The sequence below is a fragment of the Pluralibacter gergoviae ATCC 33028 = NBRC 105706 genome, assembly GCF_001598855.1.
Lineage (GTDB): Bacteria > Pseudomonadota > Gammaproteobacteria > Enterobacterales > Enterobacteriaceae > Pluralibacter > Pluralibacter gergoviae.
The window spans coordinates 81916-98920 of sequence record NZ_BCZS01000008.1; the positions used below are offsets into that span (position 1 = coordinate 81916).

Genomic DNA, 17005 nt, shown 5'->3' on the forward strand with positions numbered 1-17005 from the left:
CTTTCTGACGCAGGAGTAAAAATGAAATTCGAACTGGATACCACCGACGGACGCGCCCGCCGCGGCCGGCTGGTGTTTGACCGCGGCGTAGTGGAAACGCCGGCTTTTATGCCTGTGGGCACCTACGGCACCGTTAAAGGCATGACCCCGGAAGAGGTTGAAGCCACCGGCGCGCAAATTATTCTCGGCAATACCTTCCACCTGTGGCTGCGTCCGGGGCAGGAGATCATGAAGCTGCACGGCGATCTCCACGACTTTATGCAGTGGAAAGGGCCGATCCTCACCGATTCCGGCGGTTTCCAGGTGTTCAGCCTCGGCGATATCCGCAAAATTACCGAACAGGGCGTGCACTTCCGCAACCCGATCAACGGCGATCCGATTTTCCTCGATCCGGAAAAGTCGATGGAGATCCAGTACGACCTCGGCTCCGACATCGTGATGATCTTCGACGAATGTACGCCGTACCCGGCGGACTGGGACTACGCCAGGCGCTCGATGGAGATGTCCCTGCGCTGGGCGAAGCGCAGCCGCGACCGCTTTGACGGGCTGGGCAACAAAAACGCGCTGTTCGGCATTATCCAGGGCAGCGTTTACGAAGATTTACGTGATATCTCGGTCAAAGGTCTGGTAGAGATAGGCTTTGATGGCTACGCTGTCGGCGGTTTGGCTGTCGGCGAGCCGAAAGAAGATATGCACCGCATTCTGGAGCACGTCTGCCCGCAGATCCCGGCAGATAAACCGCGCTACCTGATGGGCGTGGGCAAACCGGAAGACCTGGTGGAAGGCGTGCGCCGCGGCATTGATATGTTTGACTGCGTGATGCCGACGCGCAACGCCCGCAATGGACACCTTTTTGTCACCGACGGCGTAGTGAAAATCCGCAACGCGAAGCACAAGAGCGATACCGCTCCGCTGGATGCGGAGTGCGACTGCTATACCTGTAAGCACTATTCGCGCGCCTATTTGCATCATCTTGATCGCTGTAATGAGATTCTGGGCGCCCGTCTCAACACGATTCATAACCTTCGCTACTATCAGCGCTTAATGGCTGGTTTACGCAAGGCTATCGAAGAGGGTAAATTAGAGGGCTTCGTGACGGAGTTTTACCAACGTCAGGGTCGACCTGTTCCGCCGTTAAACGTTGATTAATTTTAATAATGAGGGAATTTGAATGAGCTTTTTTATTTCTGATGCGATTGCCGCCCCTGGTGCAGCCGGACAGAGCAGCCCGATGTCGCTGATCCTGATGCTGGTGGTGTTCGGTCTGATTTTCTATTTTATGATCCTGCGCCCGCAGCAGAAGCGTACCAAAGAGCATAAGAACCTGATGAACTCCATCGCCAAAGGCGATGAAGTGCTGACGAACGGTGGCCTGGTAGGTCGCGTAACCAAAGTAGCGGAAACCGGCTACATTGCTATCGCCCTGAACGACACCACTGAAGTGGTTATCAAACGTGACTTCGTAGCCGCCGTTCTGCCGAAAGGCACCATGAAGGCGCTGTAATTTTTCGTTTTCCCAAAGGGAACTGCCGTGTTAAACCGTTATCCTTTGTGGAAGTACATTATGCTGGTCGTCGTGATTCTCGTCGGCCTGCTTTACGCACTTCCCAACCTCTATGGTGAGGATCCGGCTGTTCAAATCACTGGCGTGCGCGGCGTCGCCGCCAGTGAGCAAACGCTGATCCAGGTCCAGAACACCTTAAAAGAAGAAAAAATTAACGCGAAGTCTGTGGCACTGGAAGAGGGCGCAATTCTTGCTCGCTTCGACTCCACCGACACGCAGCTGCACGCGCGCGAAGCGCTGGTCAGCCAGCTGGGTGACAAGTTCGTCGTGGCGTTAAACCTTGCTCCGGCTACGCCTCGCTGGCTCGCGGCGCTCAATGCCGAACCAATGAAGCTCGGCCTCGACCTGCGCGGCGGCGTTCACTTCCTGATGGAAGTGGATATGGACACCGCCCTTGGCAAACTCCAGGAACAGAACATTGATAGCCTGCGCAGCGATCTGCGTGAAAAAGGCATTCCGTATACTACCGTACGTAAAGAGGCCAACTACGGCCTGAGCATCACCTTCCGCGACGAAGCCGCACGCAAGCAGGCGCTGGACTATCTCGCGCCGCGCCATCGCGATCTGGTGCTTTCCGGTCAGGGCAGCAATCAGCTGCGCGCCGTGATGAGCGACGAGCGCATGAAAGAGGCGCGCGAGTATGCGGTGCAGCAGAACATCAACATCCTGCGTAACCGCGTTAACCAGCTGGGCGTTGCCGAGCCGGTGGTGCAGCGTCAGGGTGCCGATCGCATCGTGGTTGAGCTGCCGGGTATCCAGGATACAGCGCGTGCCAAAGAGATCCTCGGCGCGACGGCGACGCTGGAGTTCCGCCTGGTCAACACTAATGTCGATCCCTCCGCGATTGCCGCTGGCCGCGTGCCGGGCGACACGGAAGTGAAGCCGACCCGCGAAGGGCAGCCGGTCGCGCTTTATAAGCGCGTGATCCTCACCGGGGACCACATCACCGACTCCACCTCCAGCCAGGATGAGTACAACCAGCCGCAGGTCAATATCTCGCTGGACAGCGCGGGCGGTAACATCATGTCCAACTTCACCAAGGACAACATCGGTAAGCCGATGGCGACCCTGTTTGTGGAGTACAAGGACAGCGGTAAGAAAGACGCCAACGATCGCGCGGTGCTGGTGAAGCAGGAAGAGGTAATTAACATTGCCAACATCCAGTCTCGCCTCGGCAACAGCTTCCGCATTACCGGTATCGGCAACCCCAACGAAGCCCGCCAGCTGTCGCTGCTGCTGCGCGCCGGTGCGCTGATTGCGCCGATTCAGATTGTTGAAGAGCGCACCATCGGCCCGACCCTGGGTATGCAGAACATCAAGCAGGGTCTGGAAGCCTGTCTCGCGGGTCTCGGTATCTCCATCCTGTTTATGATCTTCTTCTATAAGAAGTTCGGCCTGATCGCCACCACGGCGCTGCTGGCGAACCTGGTGCTGATTGTCGGCATCATGTCGCTGCTGCCGGGCGCGACGCTCAGTATGCCGGGTATCGCCGGTATCGTGCTGAGCCTTGCGGTGGCGGTGGACGCCAACGTACTGATAAACGAACGTATTAAGGAAGAGCTCAGCAACGGGCGCTCCGTTCAGCAGTCGATCGATGAAGGCTATCGCGGGGCGTTCAGCTCCATCTTCGATGCCAACATCACCACGCTGATTAAAGTTATCATTCTGTACGCGGTCGGTACCGGCGCCATTAAAGGCTTCGCTATCACTACCGGTATCGGCGTTGCAACGTCCATGTTTACCGCAATCGTCGGCACCCGCGCCATCGTAAACCTGTTGTACGGCGGCAAACGCATCAACAAGCTGTCTATCTGAGGAGTGCGTTGTGGCACAGGAATATAGTGTTGAACAATTGAACCACGGCCGTAAAGTCTACGACTTTATGCGCTGGGACTACTGGGCCTTCGGCATCTCGGGCCTGCTGCTGGTGCTGTCCATTATCGTTATCGGCGTGCGCGGCTTTAACTGGGGTCTGGACTTCACCGGCGGTACCGTCATTGAAATCACCCTTGAAAAAACCGCCAATCTGGACCAGATGCGCGAGGCGCTGCAGAAGGCGGGCTTTGACGAGCCGCAGCTGCAGAACTTCGGCAGCAGCCACGACATCATGGTACGCATGCCGCCCGCGGAGGGCGAAACCGGCGGCCAGGAGCTGGGCAGCAAGGTACTGAACGTCATTAATGAATCGACCAACCAGCACGCGGCAGTGAAGCGTATTGAGTTCGTCGGGCCAAGCGTCGGTGCCGATCTGGCGACCAGCGGCGCGATGGCGCTGCTGGCGGCGCTGATCTCGATTCTGGTTTACGTTGGCTTCCGCTTCGAGTGGCGCCTGGCGGCGGGGGTGGTTATCGCCCTGGCGCACGACGTGGTGATCACCATGGGCGTGCTGTCGCTGTTCCGTATCGAAATCGATCTGACCATTGTCGCCTCGCTGATGTCGGTTATCGGCTACTCGCTCAACGACAGTATCGTGGTCTCGGACCGTATTCGTGAGAACTTCCGCAAAATTCGCCGCGGCACGCCTTACGAAATCTTTAACGTCTCCCTGACCCAGACGCTGCACCGTACCCTGATAACCTCAGGTACCACCTTGCTGGTGATCCTGATGCTGTACCTCTTCGGCGGTCCGGTGCTGGAAGGCTTCTCGCTGACCATGCTTATCGGTGTCACCATCGGTACCGGTTCGTCTATCTACGTAGCCTCGGCGCTGGCGCTGAAGCTCGGGATGAAGCGCGAGCATCTGATCCAGCAGAAGGTGGAGAAAGAGGGGGCCGACCAGCCTTCGATTCTGCCGTAAGCGGATAGCGCGTCCAAAACAGAAATCCCGATCTGCTGGTCGGGATTTTTTTTGCCTGTCGCACGTCCGCAAAGCCATTCCCGGCGCATAAAAAAGCCAGCGTTAAAGCTGGCTTTCGTTGTTACAGATAGGGCTTATCAGAAGTTATAGCCGATAATCGCATAGCCGCCCCAGCCGGTGGTGCGGGCGTTGAAGTCGCCGTCGCCGAAGTTGAGGCTGGCGTCATCGCGCCACTGGCCGCCGTTGTGCCAGTAACGGGCGACCAGCGCGTAGTGCCAGTGGTCGTAGTTGAGCGACAGAATGTGCGTGGAGGTGATGGAGTTATCGGTACGCGCCTTGCGGCCGCTGTTATCGCGGAAGTCTTTGTTATCGAGATCCGAGCCCCAGTCAAAGTTGGTGAAGCCGATGTAGCCCAGCTGGCCGCCCCACAGGGAGGTAATTGGCACAAAGTATTTCACCTTAAAGCGGTAGCCGTCCCACTCGTTCTCGTTCGCCGCGCCGTAGTTCTGCCACTGGTATTTGGCATAGACGTTGAGGGAGAGGCTCATCGGCAGGCCGGTATCGACGTCGGTACCCAGACCCATATACCAGGTGCTCTGGCGGCCGTCTTTGTTACGGCCCATGTCGTAGATGTAGTTGTTGGCGAAGTACCACTCTTTGAACGGGCCAAACGCCAGGCTGGTGTTGGTCAGCTTGTCGATAGAGAAGCGCGGCTCGATTTCCATAAACATGGGTGAACCGTGGTTCCAGATACCCTTGGCGTCGGTGTTACCGCCGAAGAACACCGGGGCGTCCATATAGCCGTAAAAATCAAACCAGTCCTTTTTGGCAAAGGCTTCGTACTCAAGATAGGTGTCGTTGCGCAGCAGCGGCCCGAAGCGGGTGTGATAGCTGCCCACGACGTTGACGCTCTGGTGCCACCAGTCGGAGAGGTACTGCGGGCCGTCCGCTTTGGCCGTTTCGGCAGCGCCTGCCGTAAAAGAAGTTGCAAAAGTCAGTGCAGCACCGGCTGCAAGAAGCGTTTTTTTCATGTTCTTTGCCACTGATTAAAAGTCACGAAATTGCGTAAAAGGACGCACGGGCGCATTTTTGGGTATCTGTATGTTTTATGCGGAGCCTATTATAAGAATCAATGCTCACAAAAATACGCATTTTGTCGCATTTTTATCATTCGCGTAATCGATTGCGTTCACGCTTTAGCGCATTTAATGGTAATAATGCTGAAAAAGCAGGCTAAGAAGATGAACTTTTGCTACAGCGAGAGATTGCGGTGCGGACCGCGGCGGCCCGCTCCAGGGAAGAGGGTTAAGGCGCGTCGGTGGGCTGGATATCGTGCACGCGAACGAATACGTGCTGGGCGGGATCGATGCCGCTCAGCTGCAGCGGGATGCTGATGTCGGACGGCGACAGCGCGCTTTTCGGGGCGTTAATCAGCCGGCGCTGAACGTCAACCTCTTCATAGCTGCGGGTCGTACCGACAATGCGGCCCCACTCGACGGTGGCGCTGAACGCCGGCAGGGGGGCGCTGGACTCGCCTTCGATACGCAGCGTCGCCCGCATGCCGTCGTCGGATTTGCTGATGTTCACCAGCGACATGCGCAGCATGCCGATTTGGCTCTGCAGCCGCGCCGGGGTATTGGCGCTGGGCAGCAGATAAACGCCGCTGGCGGATTTTGCATTCAGCGCGTTCTGCTGGGTTATTTTCACCGTTTCCTGATTCAGCTGGCTCATCGCCTTGTTCAGCGTGCGCACGTCCTGCTTCATCTGTTTTACTTCACCCTGCTGGGCGCAGGCGCTGAGGGTCAGCGCACTGCCGAGCGCCAGCAGGCGCAGATAACGTCTTGTCATGGCGGGTTTTTCCTTACTGGTTCCAGAGGCGTTTAATGCTAACAGTATTGCACATCGCGCCACTGAGGCATTGTCTCAAAATGACGCCGCCTTACGTGTCATGGTAAAGTAGTGGCATGTGACTTTTCACCATCAGGACGCGCCATGCATTGCCCATTCTGTTTCGCCGTAGATACCAAAGTGATCGACTCCCGCCTGGTCAGCGAAGGCTCTTCCGTACGCCGCCGCCGCCAGTGCCTGGTCTGTCATGAGCGCTTCACCACCTTTGAAGTGGCCGAGCTGGTAATGCCGCGAGTGGTGAAGAGCAACGATGTCCGCGAGCCGTTCAATGAAGACAAGCTGCGCAGCGGTATGCAGCGGGCGCTGGAGAAGCGGCCGGTCAGCTCTGACGACGTGGAGATGGCCCTGAGCCACATCAAGTCCCAGCTGCGCGCCACCGGCGAGCGCGAAGTGCCGAGCAAAATGATCGGCAACCTGGTGATGGAGCAGCTGAAGAAGCTGGATAAGGTAGCCTATATCCGCTTCGCCTCCGTCTACCGCAGCTTCGAGGATATTAAAGAGTTCGGCGAAGAGATCGCCCGCCTACAGGACTGATTGATGCAAGATGAAATCTACATGGCCCGCGCGCTGACCCTGGCGAAGCGTGGGCGCTTTACCACGCATCCCAATCCCCGCGTCGGCTGCGTCATCGTGAAAGACGGCGTTATCGTTGGCGAAGGTTTTCACTACCGCGCCGGGGAGCCGCACGCCGAAGTGCACGCCCTGCGCATGGCGGGTGAGAACGCCCGTGGCGCCACCGCCTACGTTACCCTTGAGCCGTGCAGCCACCACGGGCGCACGCCGCCCTGCTGCGAGGCCCTGAGCCGCGCGGGCGTCAGCCGCGTGGTGGCCGCAATGCAGGATCCGAACCCGCAGGTGGCGGGGCGCGGCCTGTACCATCTTCAGCAGCACGGTATCGAGGTCAGCCACGGCGTGATGATGGCCGAAGCGGAGGCCATTAATAAAGGCTTTCTCAAGCGAATGCGCACCGGCTTTCCGTATATTCAGCTCAAGCTCGGCGCCTCGCTGGACGGCCGCACGGCGATGGCCAGCGGTGAAAGCCAGTGGATAACTTCGCCGCAGGCGCGGCGCGACGTGCAGCGTCTGCGCGCGCAGAGCCACGCTATTTTAACCAGCAGCGCCACGGTGCTGGCCGACGATCCGGCGCTCACCGTGCGCTGGGAGGAACTCTCTCCCGACGTGCAGGCGCGCTACCCGCAGGAGAACCTGCGCCAGCCGGTGCGCATCGTTATCGACAGCCAGAACCGGGTGACGCCGGCGCACCGCATCGTGCAGCAACCCGGAGAGACGTGGTTTGCCCGCACCGCCGAAGACGGGCGCCAGTGGCCGGAGAGCGTGCGCACGATTAACATTCCGGCTCATAACGGCCATCTCGATCTGGTGCTGCTGATGATGCAGCTGGGTAAGCAGCAGATTAACAGCCTCTGGGTTGAGGCCGGGCCGACGCTTGCCGGCGCGCTGCTGCATGCGGGGCTGGTGGATGAGCTTATTGTCTATCTTGCGCCTAAACTGTTAGGTGACGCCGCCCGGGGACTCTGTACGCTGCCGGGGCTTGAGAAACTGGCCGAGGCTCCCCAACTTAACTTCGGCGAGGTGCGGCGCGTTGGGCCGGATCTCTGCCTGCATTTAACACCCGCGTGAGGCATTCCTGAAATAGGTAAGCCGTGCGCGAATTATTATGATAAAATCCGCCCCCCTCGGGGTAAGTCAGATCCCAAAAGGAAGAGTATGAACATTATCGAAGCTAACGTTGCTGCCCCGGACGCCCGCGTTGCCATCACCATTGCGCGCTTCAACAACTTCATCAACGACAGCCTGCTGAACGGCGCGATTGACGCCCTCAAGCGCGTGGGCCAGGTGAAAGACGAGAACATCACCGTAGTCTGGGTGCCGGGCGCCTATGAGCTGCCGCTGGCGGCAGGCGCGCTGGCGAAAACCGGCAAATATGACGCGGTTATCGCGCTGGGTACGGTGATCCGCGGCGGCACTGCGCACTTTGAATACGTCGCCGGTGGCGCAAGCAATGGTCTTGCGCACGTCGCTCAGGAGAGCGAAATCCCGGTTGCCTTCGGCGTACTGACCACCGAAAGCATCGAACAAGCCATCGAACGCGCTGGCACCAAAGCCGGTAATAAAGGGGCGGAAGCTGCCCTGACCGCGCTTGAAATGATCAATGTATTGAAAGCCATCAAGGCCTGATTTTTTAGTAAGGGGAATTCCGTGAAACCTGCTGCTCGTCGCCGCGCCCGCGAGTGCGCCGTCCAGGCGCTCTACTCCTGGCAGTTGTCCCATAACGACATTGCCGATGTCGAATACCAGTTCCTGGCGGAACAGGACGTCAAAGACGTCGACGTCCCGTACTTCCGTGAACTGCTGTCGGGAGTGGCGACCAACAGCGCGTACCTCGACGGTCTGATGAAGCCGTACCTGTCCCGCCAGCTCGAAGAGCTGGGCCAGGTAGAGAAAGCCGTCCTGCGCATCGCGCTGTTCGAGCTTTCAAAGCGTGACGACGTGCCGTACAAAGTTGCCATCAACGAAGGTATCGAACTGGCGAAAACCTTCGGCGCTGAAGACAGCCACAAATTCGTCAACGGCGTGCTGGACAAAGCCGCGCCGGTTATCCGTCCCCGCAAGAAGTAATCTGCTGGCCGGGGCGCTGGCGAACCCGTTCGCCCGCCGCGGCCTTCTCTTTTTTAATTCGAGGCATAACCTATGGCATGCGGCGAATTTTCTCTCATTTCCCGTTATTTCGATCGCGTCAGAAGCTCCCGCCGTGACGTGGAGACCGGCATCGGCGATGACTGCGCCTTGCTCAACGTGCCGGATAAGCAAACCCTCGCCATCAGCACCGATACGCTGGTCTGCGGCACCCACTTCCTCCCCGATATCGATCCTGCCGATCTGGCCCGCAAGGCGCTGGCGGTCAACTTAAGCGATCTGGCGGCGATGGGCGCGGAGCCGGCCTGGCTGACGCTGGCCCTGACGCTGCCCTCGGCGGACGAGACGTGGCTGCAGGCGTTTAGCGACAGCCTGTTTGAGCGGCTCAACTACTACGATATGCAGCTTATCGGCGGCGATACCACCAAAGGGCCGCTGTCGATGACGCTCGGCATTCACGGCTTCGTGCCGCACGGCCGGGCGCTTAAGCGCTCGGGGGCGAAGCCGGGAGACTGGATCTTTGTCACCGGCACGCCTGGCGACAGCGCGGCGGGGCTGGCTATTTTGCAGCAGCGTCTGCAGGTGCGCGACAGCGCTGACGCGGAATACCTGGTTAAGCGCCACCTCAATCCGTCGCCGCGGCTGCTTACCGGGCAGGCGATACGCGGACTGGCCCACGCGGCTATCGATCTTTCCGACGGCCTGATTTCCGATCTTGGCCATATTCTCGCTGCCAGCGGCTACGGGGCGCGTATCGATCTTGATCTGCTGCCGCGCTCCGATGCCCTGCGCCGCAGCGCGGATCCCGAGCAGGCGCTGGTCTGGGCGCTCTCCGGCGGCGAGGACTATGAGCTATGCTTCACCGTACCGGAGCTCAACCGCGGTGCGCTGGAGGTGGCGGTGGGGCACCTGAATATGGCCTGTACCTGCATCGGACAGATCGCGGCCGATGTACAAGGGATGCAATTTACGCGCGGCGGCAAGCCGGTTACGCTCGACATGAAGGGATATGACCATTTTGCGTAAAAAAGATGAGGCGAAAGCCCGCCTGAGCATGCTCAATCCGTGGCACCTGCTGGCGACCGGCTTCGGCAGCGGCCTGAGCCCGGTTGTTCCGGGAACCATGGGCTCCCTGGCGGCGATCCCGTTCTGGTACCTGATGACCTTTCTGCCGCTGCAGCTCTATTATCTGGTGGTGCTGCTGGGCATCTGCATCGGGGTGTATCTCTGCCACCGCACCGCCAAAGATATGGGCGTTCACGATCACGGCAGCATCGTCTGGGACGAGTTTATCGGTATGTGGATCACCCTGATGGCGATCCCGACCGACGACTGGCAGTGGGTGCTGGTGGGCTTCGTGATTTTCCGCTTTTTCGATATGTGGAAGCCGTGGCCAATCCGCTGGTTCGATCGCAACGTCCACGGCGGCATGGGGATCATGATCGACGATATCGTCGCCGGCGTGATCTCCGCCGGGGTGCTGTATCTGGTAGGCAACCACTGGCCGCTGGGGATTATCCAGGCCGGATAGGATCCGGCCTGGTTGTCTGCAAATTACTTAAAGCCCACCACCGGGTGCGGCTGGTAGGGGGTTTCCAGCTCGGCTGCCTGCTCCGGCGTGAGGGTAAGATCGACTGCCGCCAGCAGCTCGTCGAGCTGTTCTTCGCGGGATGCGCCGATGATAGGCGCCGCAACGCCACGCTTGCCGAGCAGCCACGCCAGCGCGGTCTGGGCGCGGGTGGCGCCCAGCTCTTCGGCGACGCCCGCCAGCCGTTCGGCTATCTGCGCGTCGTTCTCTTCGGTAGTGCTGTAGAGGGTTTTGCCAAACTCATCGGACACCACCCGGGCGGTGGTCTCGCCCCAGGGACGGGTCAGGCGGCCGCGCGCCAGCGGGCTCCAGGGAATGACCGCCACCTCTTCCTGCCAGCAGAGCGGCAGCATCTCCCGCTCCTCTTCGCGATAGATCAGATTGTAGTGATCCTGCATGGTGACGAAACGCGCCCAGCCGTGCTGCTTCTGCAGGCTGAGCGCCTGGGCAAACTGCGCGGCGTGCATTGAGGAGGCGCCGATGTAGCGGGCCTTGCCGGATTTCACCACGTCGTTGAGCGCTTCAAGGGTTTCTTCTATCGGCGTTTCATAGTCCCAGCGGTGGATCTGCAGGAGATCGACATACTCCATGCCGAGGCGGCGCAGGCTGTCGTCGATGGACTGCAGGATCTGCGCCCGGGAGAGACCCTGGGATAATCCCTGCGTCTGATGATAAACCTTGGTGGCGACCACCACCTCATCGCGGCGGGCAAAGTCGCGCAGGGCGCGGCCGACGATCTCTTCGCTGCTGCCGTCGGAGTAGCTGTTGGCGGTGTCGAAAAAGGTAATGCCGCCCTCAAGGGCGCGCTGGATCAGCGGTCGGCTGCTCTCTTCGGGCAGCGTCCAGGCGTGATTGCCCCGGTCCGGTTCGCCGAAGGTCATACACCCCAGGCTCAGGCGGGAGATCGTAAGGTCGGTAGTGCCAAGTGTTGTATATTGCACGTTTCGCTCCTGCTAGTGGCTGACTACTCTAAGCATAGCAGGAGCGAAAGGGGGATCAGGCAAGCCAGGTGGTAATACGTGCTTCTATGCCCGCGGCGTCGAGGCCGATTTCGGCCCGGGCCTCTTCCTGAGTGCCCTGCGGGATAAACCTATCAGGCAGGCCGAGGTTAAGCACCGGCACCGGGCGACGATTGGCCATCAGCACTTCGTTAACGCCGCTGCCCGCGCCGCCCATGACGGCGTTCTCTTCCACGGTCACCAGCGCGTCGTGGCCGGCGGCCAGCTCGAGGATCAGCGCCTCATCCAGCGGCTTGACGAAGCGCATATCCACCAGCGTGGCGTTGAGCTTGTCCGCCACGATGGCGGCGTCCGCCAGCAGGGTGCCGAAGCTGAGGATAGCGATTTTCTCGCCCCGGCGTTTCACCACGCCCTTACCGATCGGCAGCGAGGCCAGCGGTTCGAGCGCTGCGCCGGTTCCGGTACCGCGCGGGTAGCGCACGGCGCTGGGGCCGTCGGCGTAGTGGTAGCCGGTGTAGAGCATCTGGCGGCATTCGTTTTCGTCGCTCGGTGCCATAATAACCAGATCCGGCACGCAGCGCAGGAAGGAGAGGTCGAACGCGCCCTGGTGCGTCTGCCCGTCGGCGCCGACGATGCCGGCGCGGTCGATGGCGAACAGCACCGGCAGCTTCTGGATCGCCACGTCGTGAATAACCTGATCGTAGGCGCGCTGCAGGAAGGTGGAGTAGATGGCCACTACCGGCTTATAGCCGCCGATGGCGAGGCCCGCCGCGAAGGTTACCGCGTGCTGTTCGGCGATCGCCACGTCGAAATACTGGTCCGGATATTTTTTCGAGAACTCGACCATCCCGGAGCCTTCGCGCATCGCCGGCGTGATGCCCATCAGCTTGCCGTCTTTTGCCGCCGTTTCGCACAGCCAGTCGCCGAAGATTTTTGAATAGCTCGGCAGACCGCCGCTGCTCTTCGGCAGCACGCCGCTGGTGTGGTCGAACTTCGGTACCGCGTGAAAGGTGATCGGATCTTTTTCCGCCGGCTCGTAGCCGCGGCCCTTCTTAGTCATGATGTGCAGAAACTGCGGGCCCTTCAGGTCGCGCATGTTCTTCAGCGTGTTAACCAGCCCGAGCACATCGTGGCCGTCCACCGGGCCGATATAGTTAAAGCCCAGCTCTTCAAACAGCGTGCCCGGCACTACCATGCCTTTAATGTGTTCTTCGGTGCGCTTGAGCAGCTCCTTGATAGGCGGCACGCCGGAGAAGACCTTCTTGCCGCCTTCGCGCAGGGTTGAGTAGAGCTTGCCCGACAGCAGCTGGGCCAGATGGTTGTTCAGCGCGCCGACGTTCTCGGAGATCGACATTTCGTTGTCGTTGAGCACTACCAGCATATCGGGACGAATATCGCCCGCGTGGTTCATCGCCTCAAAGGCCATCCCGGCGGTAATCGCGCCGTCGCCAATCACGCAGACCGTGCGGCGCTGCTTGTCCTCTTTTTCAGCGGCGACGGCGATGCCGATCCCGGCTGAGATGGAGGTGGATGAGTGGCCAACGCTCAGCACGTCGTACTCGCTCTCGCCGCGCCACGGGAACGGATGCAGGCCGCCCTTTTGCCGGATGGTGTCGATGCGGTCCCGGCGGCCGGTGAGGATTTTGTGCGGATAGGCCTGGTGGCCAACGTCCCAGATGAGCTGGTCAAACGGGGTGTTGTAGACGTAGTGCAGCGCCACGGTGAGTTCCACCGTGCCAAGTCCGGAGGCGAAGTGTCCGCTGGAGCGGCTCACGCTGTCGAGCAGGTAGCGACGCAGTTCGTCGCACAGCTTCGGCAGGCTCTCTTTCGGCAGCTGACGCAGCTCCTGGGTGGATTCCACCAGCGCCAGCGTCGGGTATTTGGCAATATCAAAACTCATCAGAGACTCATTTAAGGTGTTCTATTTATCGCGCTGAATAATATAGTTCGCCAGCGCTACAAGGGCAGAGGTGTCCAGGGACTGCGCGGCCAGCAGGGACAGCGAGCGGTGGGCATCATCAATTAAATCATGCGCTTTTATACGCGCTTGTTCGAGTCCCAGCAGGGCAGGATAGGTACTTTTGCCGAGCTGCTGGTCGGCACCCTGGCGTTTGCCAAGAGTGGCAGTATCGCCCACCACATCCAGGATGTCATCCTGCACCTGAAAGGCAAGACCTATGCACTGGGCGTAATTATCCAGAACCGGCAGCGCCGCGCGGCCGCGCTCGCCGGCGCTCAGCGCGCCCAGCCGCACGGCGGCGCGGATGAGCGCCCCGGTTTTGTGGCGGTGGATCCGCTCAAGGGCCGCCAAATCAACCTGCTGGCCTTCGGCCTCCAGGTCCAGCGCCTGGCCGCCGCACATGCCGGCAACGCCGCTGGCCTGGGCCAGCTCGGCGATCATCGCCAGCCGATCGCGGTCAGAGACTTCCGGCATCGGCGCTTCGCTTAAAATAGAGAAAGCCAGCGTCTGCAGCGCGTCGCCGGCGAGGATCGCATTGGCCTCACCGTACTTAATGTGGCAGGTAGGCTGACCGCGGCGCAGGTCGTCATCGTCCATCGCCGGCAGATCGTCGTGGATCAGCGAATAGGCGTGAATGCACTCCACCGCTGCCGCCGGCGCGTCCAGCGTGCTCTGGCTGACGCTGAACATGCGCCCGGTTGCGTATACCAGAAACGGGCGCAGGCGCTTACCGCCTAATAATGCCCCGTAGTGCATCGCCTCAACCAGCGGAGTGTTCTGAAAGGGCTGCGGCTCGATAAAGCGGCGCAGGGCCTCGTTGGCCTGGGTAACGCAGGCCTGTAGCTGTTGGCTAAAATCCATTTACTCGGCGTCCGGCGTGAGTGGGGTCAGCGGGGCATCTTCGTTATCGGCAAGCAGGATCTGTACCCGCTGTTCGGCCTGCTGCAGTTTCTGCTGCCCCTGACGGGCGAGCTGTACGCCGCGCTCGAATTCGCCCAGCGCCGCTTCCAGCGGCAGGTCGCCGTTTTCGAGGCGGGATACAATTTGTTCAAGCTCGGTCAGGGCGCTCTCGAAACTGGCTGGCGCTTCATTTTTTTTTGGCATAGTGAATGTCTGGCTCTTGTTGTGTCGCGACCCATCTATGGTAGCGGAGTCGGACCGTGAAGCAAATAACGCACAATGGTAACGCGCAGGCTGAGCGCGATGATGGTATACTCCCGCGCCTGGTGCCGTCGGGTTTATCCGGCGGCAAATTTTTGTCCAGCGACCTCTGCGGGTCCGCCAACGAACCATTGCCGCCATGAAGTTTATCATTAAATTGTTCCCGGAAATCACCATCAAAAGCCAATCTGTGCGGTTGCGCTTTATAAAAATGCTCACCGGTAACATTCGCAACGTCCTTAAAGAGTACAGCGAAACCATCGCCATCGTCCGCCACTGGGATAATATCGAAGTGCGCGCCAAGGATGAGAGCCAGGGGCCGATTATTCGCGACGCGCTGACCCGCATTCCGGGTATTCACCACATCCTGGAAGTAGAGGACGTGCCGTTCACCTCGCTGCACGATATCTTTGAGCAGACGCTGCCGCTGTGGCGGGAAACGCTTGAAGGCAAAACCTTCTGCGTGCGCGTCAAGCGCCGCGGCAAGCACGAGTTCACCTCAATTGAAGTTGAACGCTACGTGGGCGGCGGCCTGAATCAGCACATCGAAACGGCGAAAGTGAAGCTGACCAACCCTGACGTGACGGTCAATCTGGAGATTGAGAACGACAGGCTGCTGCTGGTGAAGGGGCGCTATGAGGGTATTGGCGGCTATCCGATAGGCACCCAGGAAGACGTGCTGTCGCTGATTTCCGGCGGCTTCGATTCCGGCGTTTCCAGCTATATGCTGCTGCGCCGCGGCTGCCGCGTGCACTACTGCTTCTTCAACCTCGGCGGCGCGGCGCACGAAATCGGCGTACGCCAGGTGGCCCACTATCTGTGGAACCGCTTCGGCAGCTCGCACCGGGTGCGCTTTGTGGCGATCAACTTCGAGCCGGTGGTCGGCGAGATCCTCGAAAAAGTGGACGACGGTCAGATGGGCGTGGTGCTCAAGCGCATGATGGTGCGCGCCGCTTCGCAGATTGCCGAGCGCTACGGCGTGCAGGCGCTGGTCACCGGTGAAGCATTGGGCCAGGTCTCCAGCCAGACGCTGACTAACCTGCGGCTGATCGACAACGTCTCCGATACCCTGGTGCTGCGCCCGCTTATCTCTTGGGACAAGGAGCACATTATCGATCTGGCGCGCGAAATTGGCACCGAAGACTTCGCCCGCACCATGCCGGAGTACTGCGGCGTGATCTCGAAGAGCCCGACCGTGAAGGCGGTGAAGGCGAAGATCGAAGAGGAAGAGAGCCATTTCGACTTTGCAATCCTCGATAAGGTGGTTGCCGAGGCGAACAACATTGATATCCGCGATATCGCCCAGCAGACGCAGCAGGATGTGGTGGAAGTTGAGACCGTCAGCGGCTTTGGCGCCAACGACGCCGTCCTCGATATTCGTTCGGTGGACGAGCAGGACGACCGCCCGCTGAAGCTTGACGGCGTTGAAGTGGTATCGCTGCCGTTCTACAAGCTGAGCACCCAGTTCGGCAACCTCGACCAGAGCAAAACCTGGCTGCTGTGGTGCGAGCGCGGCGTCATGAGCCGCCTGCAGGCGCTCTACCTGCGCGAGCAGGGCTTCAGTAATGTGAAGGTTTATCGTCCGTAATCGCCCGCGCCGCCGTCCGGCGGCGCGTTCAATCCCGCATTTTTACCACGAAACAGTAAGCATTCCGCCCCGCAGGCTTTAAAATCGTTACCATACACTCATTTGCATAAAATTAAGGTAAGCAATGGCATCCCGACAGGAGAGAGAGCAGTTTGACCGCTGGTGGGCAACGGAAGGCGACTGGGTTGAGGAGCCGAACCAGCGCCGCAAGGGCATGAGCGGCGTGCAGCGAATTGAACGCGACGGTAAAGTCCTGTATGTCAAACGGATGACGCAGCATCTGTTCCACTCGCTGCGCTATCCGCTTGGCCGTCCGACCATCGTGCGCGAAATCCAGGTCATCAATGAGATGGCGAAGGCGGGCGTTATCGTACCGAAAATCGTCTACGGTAAGGCGATGAAGATCGACGGCGAATGGCGCGCCCTGCTGGTGACGGAGGATATGTCCGGCTTTATCTGCATCGCCGACTGGTACAAGCTGCACCAGCAGACGCCGTTCCCGGACGCCCAGCGCGAAGGTATGCTGCGGGCGGTGGCGAAGGCGTTTAAGGCGATGCACAGCATTAACCGCCAGCACGGCTGCTGCTACGTGCGCCACATCTACGTGCGCACCGACGGCCAGGAGCTGGCGGGGTTCCTCGATCTGGAGAAGAGCCGCCGCCGCTGGGTGCGCGAGAAGGCCGTCAGCCACGACTTCCGCCAGCTGGAGAAGTATCTCGATCCGATCCCGAAGGCGGACTGGGAGAAGGTGAAACAGTATTATCGCGCGCTGTAGCCGCTTTCATGCCGGGCGGCGGCTGCGCCTTGCCCGGCCTACGCTCC

18 protein-coding genes are annotated in these 17005 nt (G+C 60.0%); 12 read left to right on the forward strand and 6 right to left on the reverse strand.

What is annotated here, in order from left to right; genetic code table 11:
- Positions 1-21 precede the first annotated feature (21 nt).
- Genes tgt through secF form a run of 4 tightly spaced genes read left to right on the forward strand, consistent with a single transcriptional unit; the run spans position 22 to position 4361 of the window.
- Entirely contained in the window at positions 22-1149 is a 1128-nt protein-coding gene (tgt, locus tag ENGE1_RS10435; RefSeq protein WP_043085671.1) for a tRNA guanosine(34) transglycosylase Tgt, read from the forward strand.
- Between the two features lie 22 nt (positions 1150-1171).
- Positions 1172-1504 (forward strand): preprotein translocase subunit YajC, encoded by a 333-nt coding sequence (gene yajC, locus ENGE1_RS10440; protein ID WP_043085668.1) that lies wholly within the window; start codon positions 1172-1174, stop codon positions 1502-1504.
- Between the two features lie 27 nt (positions 1505-1531).
- A complete protein-coding gene (secD, locus tag ENGE1_RS10445; RefSeq protein WP_071883428.1) occupies positions 1532-3379 on the forward strand; it encodes a protein translocase subunit SecD in 1848 nt (615 codons plus the stop codon).
- A 10-nt stretch (positions 3380-3389) separates the two neighbouring features.
- Positions 3390-4361: a protein translocase subunit SecF gene (secF, locus tag ENGE1_RS10450; RefSeq protein ID WP_043085665.1), complete on the forward strand. Its 972-nt coding sequence runs from the start codon at positions 3390-3392 to the stop codon at positions 4359-4361.
- 137 nt (positions 4362-4498) lie between these two features.
- Here the strand turns inward: secF and ENGE1_RS10455 are convergent, their stop codons facing one another.
- Positions 4499-5392 (reverse strand): nucleoside-specific channel-forming protein Tsx, encoded by an 894-nt coding sequence (locus ENGE1_RS10455; RefSeq protein WP_043085662.1) that lies wholly within the window; start codon positions 5390-5392, stop codon positions 4499-4501.
- Positions 5393-5666: 274 nt separating this feature from the next.
- Positions 5667-6209: a SadB/YajI family lipoprotein gene (locus ENGE1_RS10460; protein WP_043085661.1), complete on the reverse strand. Its 543-nt coding sequence runs from the start codon at positions 6207-6209 to the stop codon at positions 5667-5669.
- Between the two features lie 144 nt (positions 6210-6353).
- Between ENGE1_RS10460 and nrdR the strand changes: the two genes are divergently transcribed.
- The 6 genes from nrdR to pgpA all read left to right on the forward strand — a co-directional run bounded on the left by nrdR (position 6354) and on the right by pgpA (position 10458).
- The gene (gene nrdR / locus ENGE1_RS10465; RefSeq protein ID WP_043085659.1) at positions 6354-6803 is read left to right on the forward strand and encodes a transcriptional regulator NrdR; all 450 of its coding nucleotides are present in this window, start codon (positions 6354-6356) and stop codon (positions 6801-6803) included.
- Between the two features lie 3 nt (positions 6804-6806).
- A complete protein-coding gene (gene ribD / locus ENGE1_RS10470; protein ID WP_048253695.1) occupies positions 6807-7910 on the forward strand; it encodes a bifunctional diaminohydroxyphosphoribosylaminopyrimidine deaminase/5-amino-6-(5-phosphoribosylamino)uracil reductase RibD in 1104 nt (367 codons plus the stop codon).
- 87 nt (positions 7911-7997) lie between these two features.
- The gene (gene ribH, locus ENGE1_RS10475; protein ID WP_043085656.1) at positions 7998-8468 is read left to right on the forward strand and encodes a 6,7-dimethyl-8-ribityllumazine synthase; all 471 of its coding nucleotides are present in this window, start codon (positions 7998-8000) and stop codon (positions 8466-8468) included.
- A gap of 21 nt (positions 8469-8489) precedes the next feature.
- Positions 8490-8909 (forward strand): transcription antitermination factor NusB, encoded by a 420-nt coding sequence (nusB, locus tag ENGE1_RS10480; protein WP_043085654.1) that lies wholly within the window; start codon positions 8490-8492, stop codon positions 8907-8909.
- A gap of 72 nt (positions 8910-8981) precedes the next feature.
- Positions 8982-9953, forward strand: coding sequence for a thiamine-phosphate kinase (gene thiL, locus ENGE1_RS10485; protein ID WP_048253694.1), 972 nt, complete (start codon positions 8982-8984; stop codon positions 9951-9953).
- Complete coding sequence (gene pgpA / locus ENGE1_RS10490) at positions 9937-10458, forward strand: phosphatidylglycerophosphatase A (RefSeq protein ID WP_043085652.1); 522 nt, start codon at positions 9937-9939, stop codon at positions 10456-10458. Before thiL ends, pgpA begins: the two co-directional genes overlap by 17 nt.
- A 23-nt stretch (positions 10459-10481) precedes the next feature.
- Here the strand turns inward: pgpA and ENGE1_RS10495 are convergent, their stop codons facing one another.
- The 4 genes from ENGE1_RS10495 to xseB are packed head-to-tail and all read right to left on the reverse strand — an operon-like array spanning position 10482 to position 14538.
- Positions 10482-11456, reverse strand: coding sequence for an aldo/keto reductase (locus ENGE1_RS10495; RefSeq protein ID WP_048253693.1), 975 nt, complete (start codon positions 11454-11456; stop codon positions 10482-10484).
- A 55-nt stretch (positions 11457-11511) separates the two neighbouring features.
- Complete coding sequence (dxs, locus tag ENGE1_RS10500) at positions 11512-13374, reverse strand: 1-deoxy-D-xylulose-5-phosphate synthase (protein WP_048253692.1); 1863 nt, start codon at positions 13372-13374, stop codon at positions 11512-11514.
- Positions 13375-13395: 21 nt separating this feature from the next.
- The gene (gene ispA, locus ENGE1_RS10505; RefSeq protein WP_043085646.1) at positions 13396-14295 is read right to left on the reverse strand and encodes a (2E,6E)-farnesyl diphosphate synthase; all 900 of its coding nucleotides are present in this window, start codon (positions 14293-14295) and stop codon (positions 13396-13398) included.
- Positions 14296-14538: an exodeoxyribonuclease VII small subunit gene (xseB, locus tag ENGE1_RS10510; RefSeq protein ID WP_043085644.1), complete on the reverse strand. Its 243-nt coding sequence runs from the start codon at positions 14536-14538 to the stop codon at positions 14296-14298.
- 196 nt (positions 14539-14734) lie between these two features.
- On the opposite strand from xseB, the gene thiI reads away from it, so the two are divergent.
- The gene (gene thiI / locus ENGE1_RS10515) at positions 14735-16183 is read left to right on the forward strand and encodes a tRNA uracil 4-sulfurtransferase ThiI (RefSeq protein ID WP_045288197.1); all 1449 of its coding nucleotides are present in this window, start codon (positions 14735-14737) and stop codon (positions 16181-16183) included.
- Positions 16184-16307: 124 nt separating this feature from the next.
- Positions 16308-16958, forward strand: a complete 651-nt coding sequence (gene inaA / locus ENGE1_RS10520; RefSeq protein WP_048253691.1) for a lipopolysaccharide kinase InaA — start codon at positions 16308-16310, stop codon at positions 16956-16958.
- Positions 16959-17005 lie beyond the last annotated feature (47 nt).

What these genes read in the sequence shown, in the direction of transcription:
- tgt (WP_043085671.1), top strand. Translation starts at nt 22, where the DNA reads ATGAAATTCGAACTGGATACCACCGACGGACGCGCCCGCCGCGGCCGG.
- yajC (WP_043085668.1), top strand. Translation starts at nt 1,172, where the DNA reads ATGAGCTTTTTTATTTCTGATGCGATTGCCGCCCCTGGTGCAGCCGGA.
- ENGE1_RS10455 (WP_043085662.1), bottom strand. Translation starts at nt 5,392, where the DNA reads ATGAAAAAAACGCTTCTTGCAGCCGGTGCTGCACTGACTTTTGCAACT.
- ENGE1_RS10460 (WP_043085661.1), bottom strand. Translation starts at nt 6,209, where the DNA reads ATGACAAGACGTTATCTGCGCCTGCTGGCGCTCGGCAGTGCGCTGACC.
- nrdR (WP_043085659.1), top strand. Translation starts at nt 6,354, where the DNA reads ATGCATTGCCCATTCTGTTTCGCCGTAGATACCAAAGTGATCGACTCC.
- ribD (WP_048253695.1), top strand. Translation starts at nt 6,807, where the DNA reads ATGCAAGATGAAATCTACATGGCCCGCGCGCTGACCCTGGCGAAGCGT.
- ribH (WP_043085656.1), top strand. Translation starts at nt 7,998, where the DNA reads ATGAACATTATCGAAGCTAACGTTGCTGCCCCGGACGCCCGCGTTGCC.
- thiL (WP_048253694.1), top strand. Translation starts at nt 8,982, where the DNA reads ATGGCATGCGGCGAATTTTCTCTCATTTCCCGTTATTTCGATCGCGTC.
- pgpA (WP_043085652.1), top strand. Translation starts at nt 9,937, where the DNA reads ATGACCATTTTGCGTAAAAAAGATGAGGCGAAAGCCCGCCTGAGCATG.
- dxs (WP_048253692.1), bottom strand. Translation starts at nt 13,374, where the DNA reads ATGAGTTTTGATATTGCCAAATACCCGACGCTGGCGCTGGTGGAATCC.
- ispA (WP_043085646.1), bottom strand. Translation starts at nt 14,295, where the DNA reads ATGGATTTTAGCCAACAGCTACAGGCCTGCGTTACCCAGGCCAACGAG.
- xseB (WP_043085644.1), bottom strand. Translation starts at nt 14,538, where the DNA reads ATGCCAAAAAAAAATGAAGCGCCAGCCAGTTTCGAGAGCGCCCTGACC.
- thiI (WP_045288197.1), top strand. Translation starts at nt 14,735, where the DNA reads ATGAAGTTTATCATTAAATTGTTCCCGGAAATCACCATCAAAAGCCAA.
- inaA (WP_048253691.1), top strand. Translation starts at nt 16,308, where the DNA reads ATGGCATCCCGACAGGAGAGAGAGCAGTTTGACCGCTGGTGGGCAACG.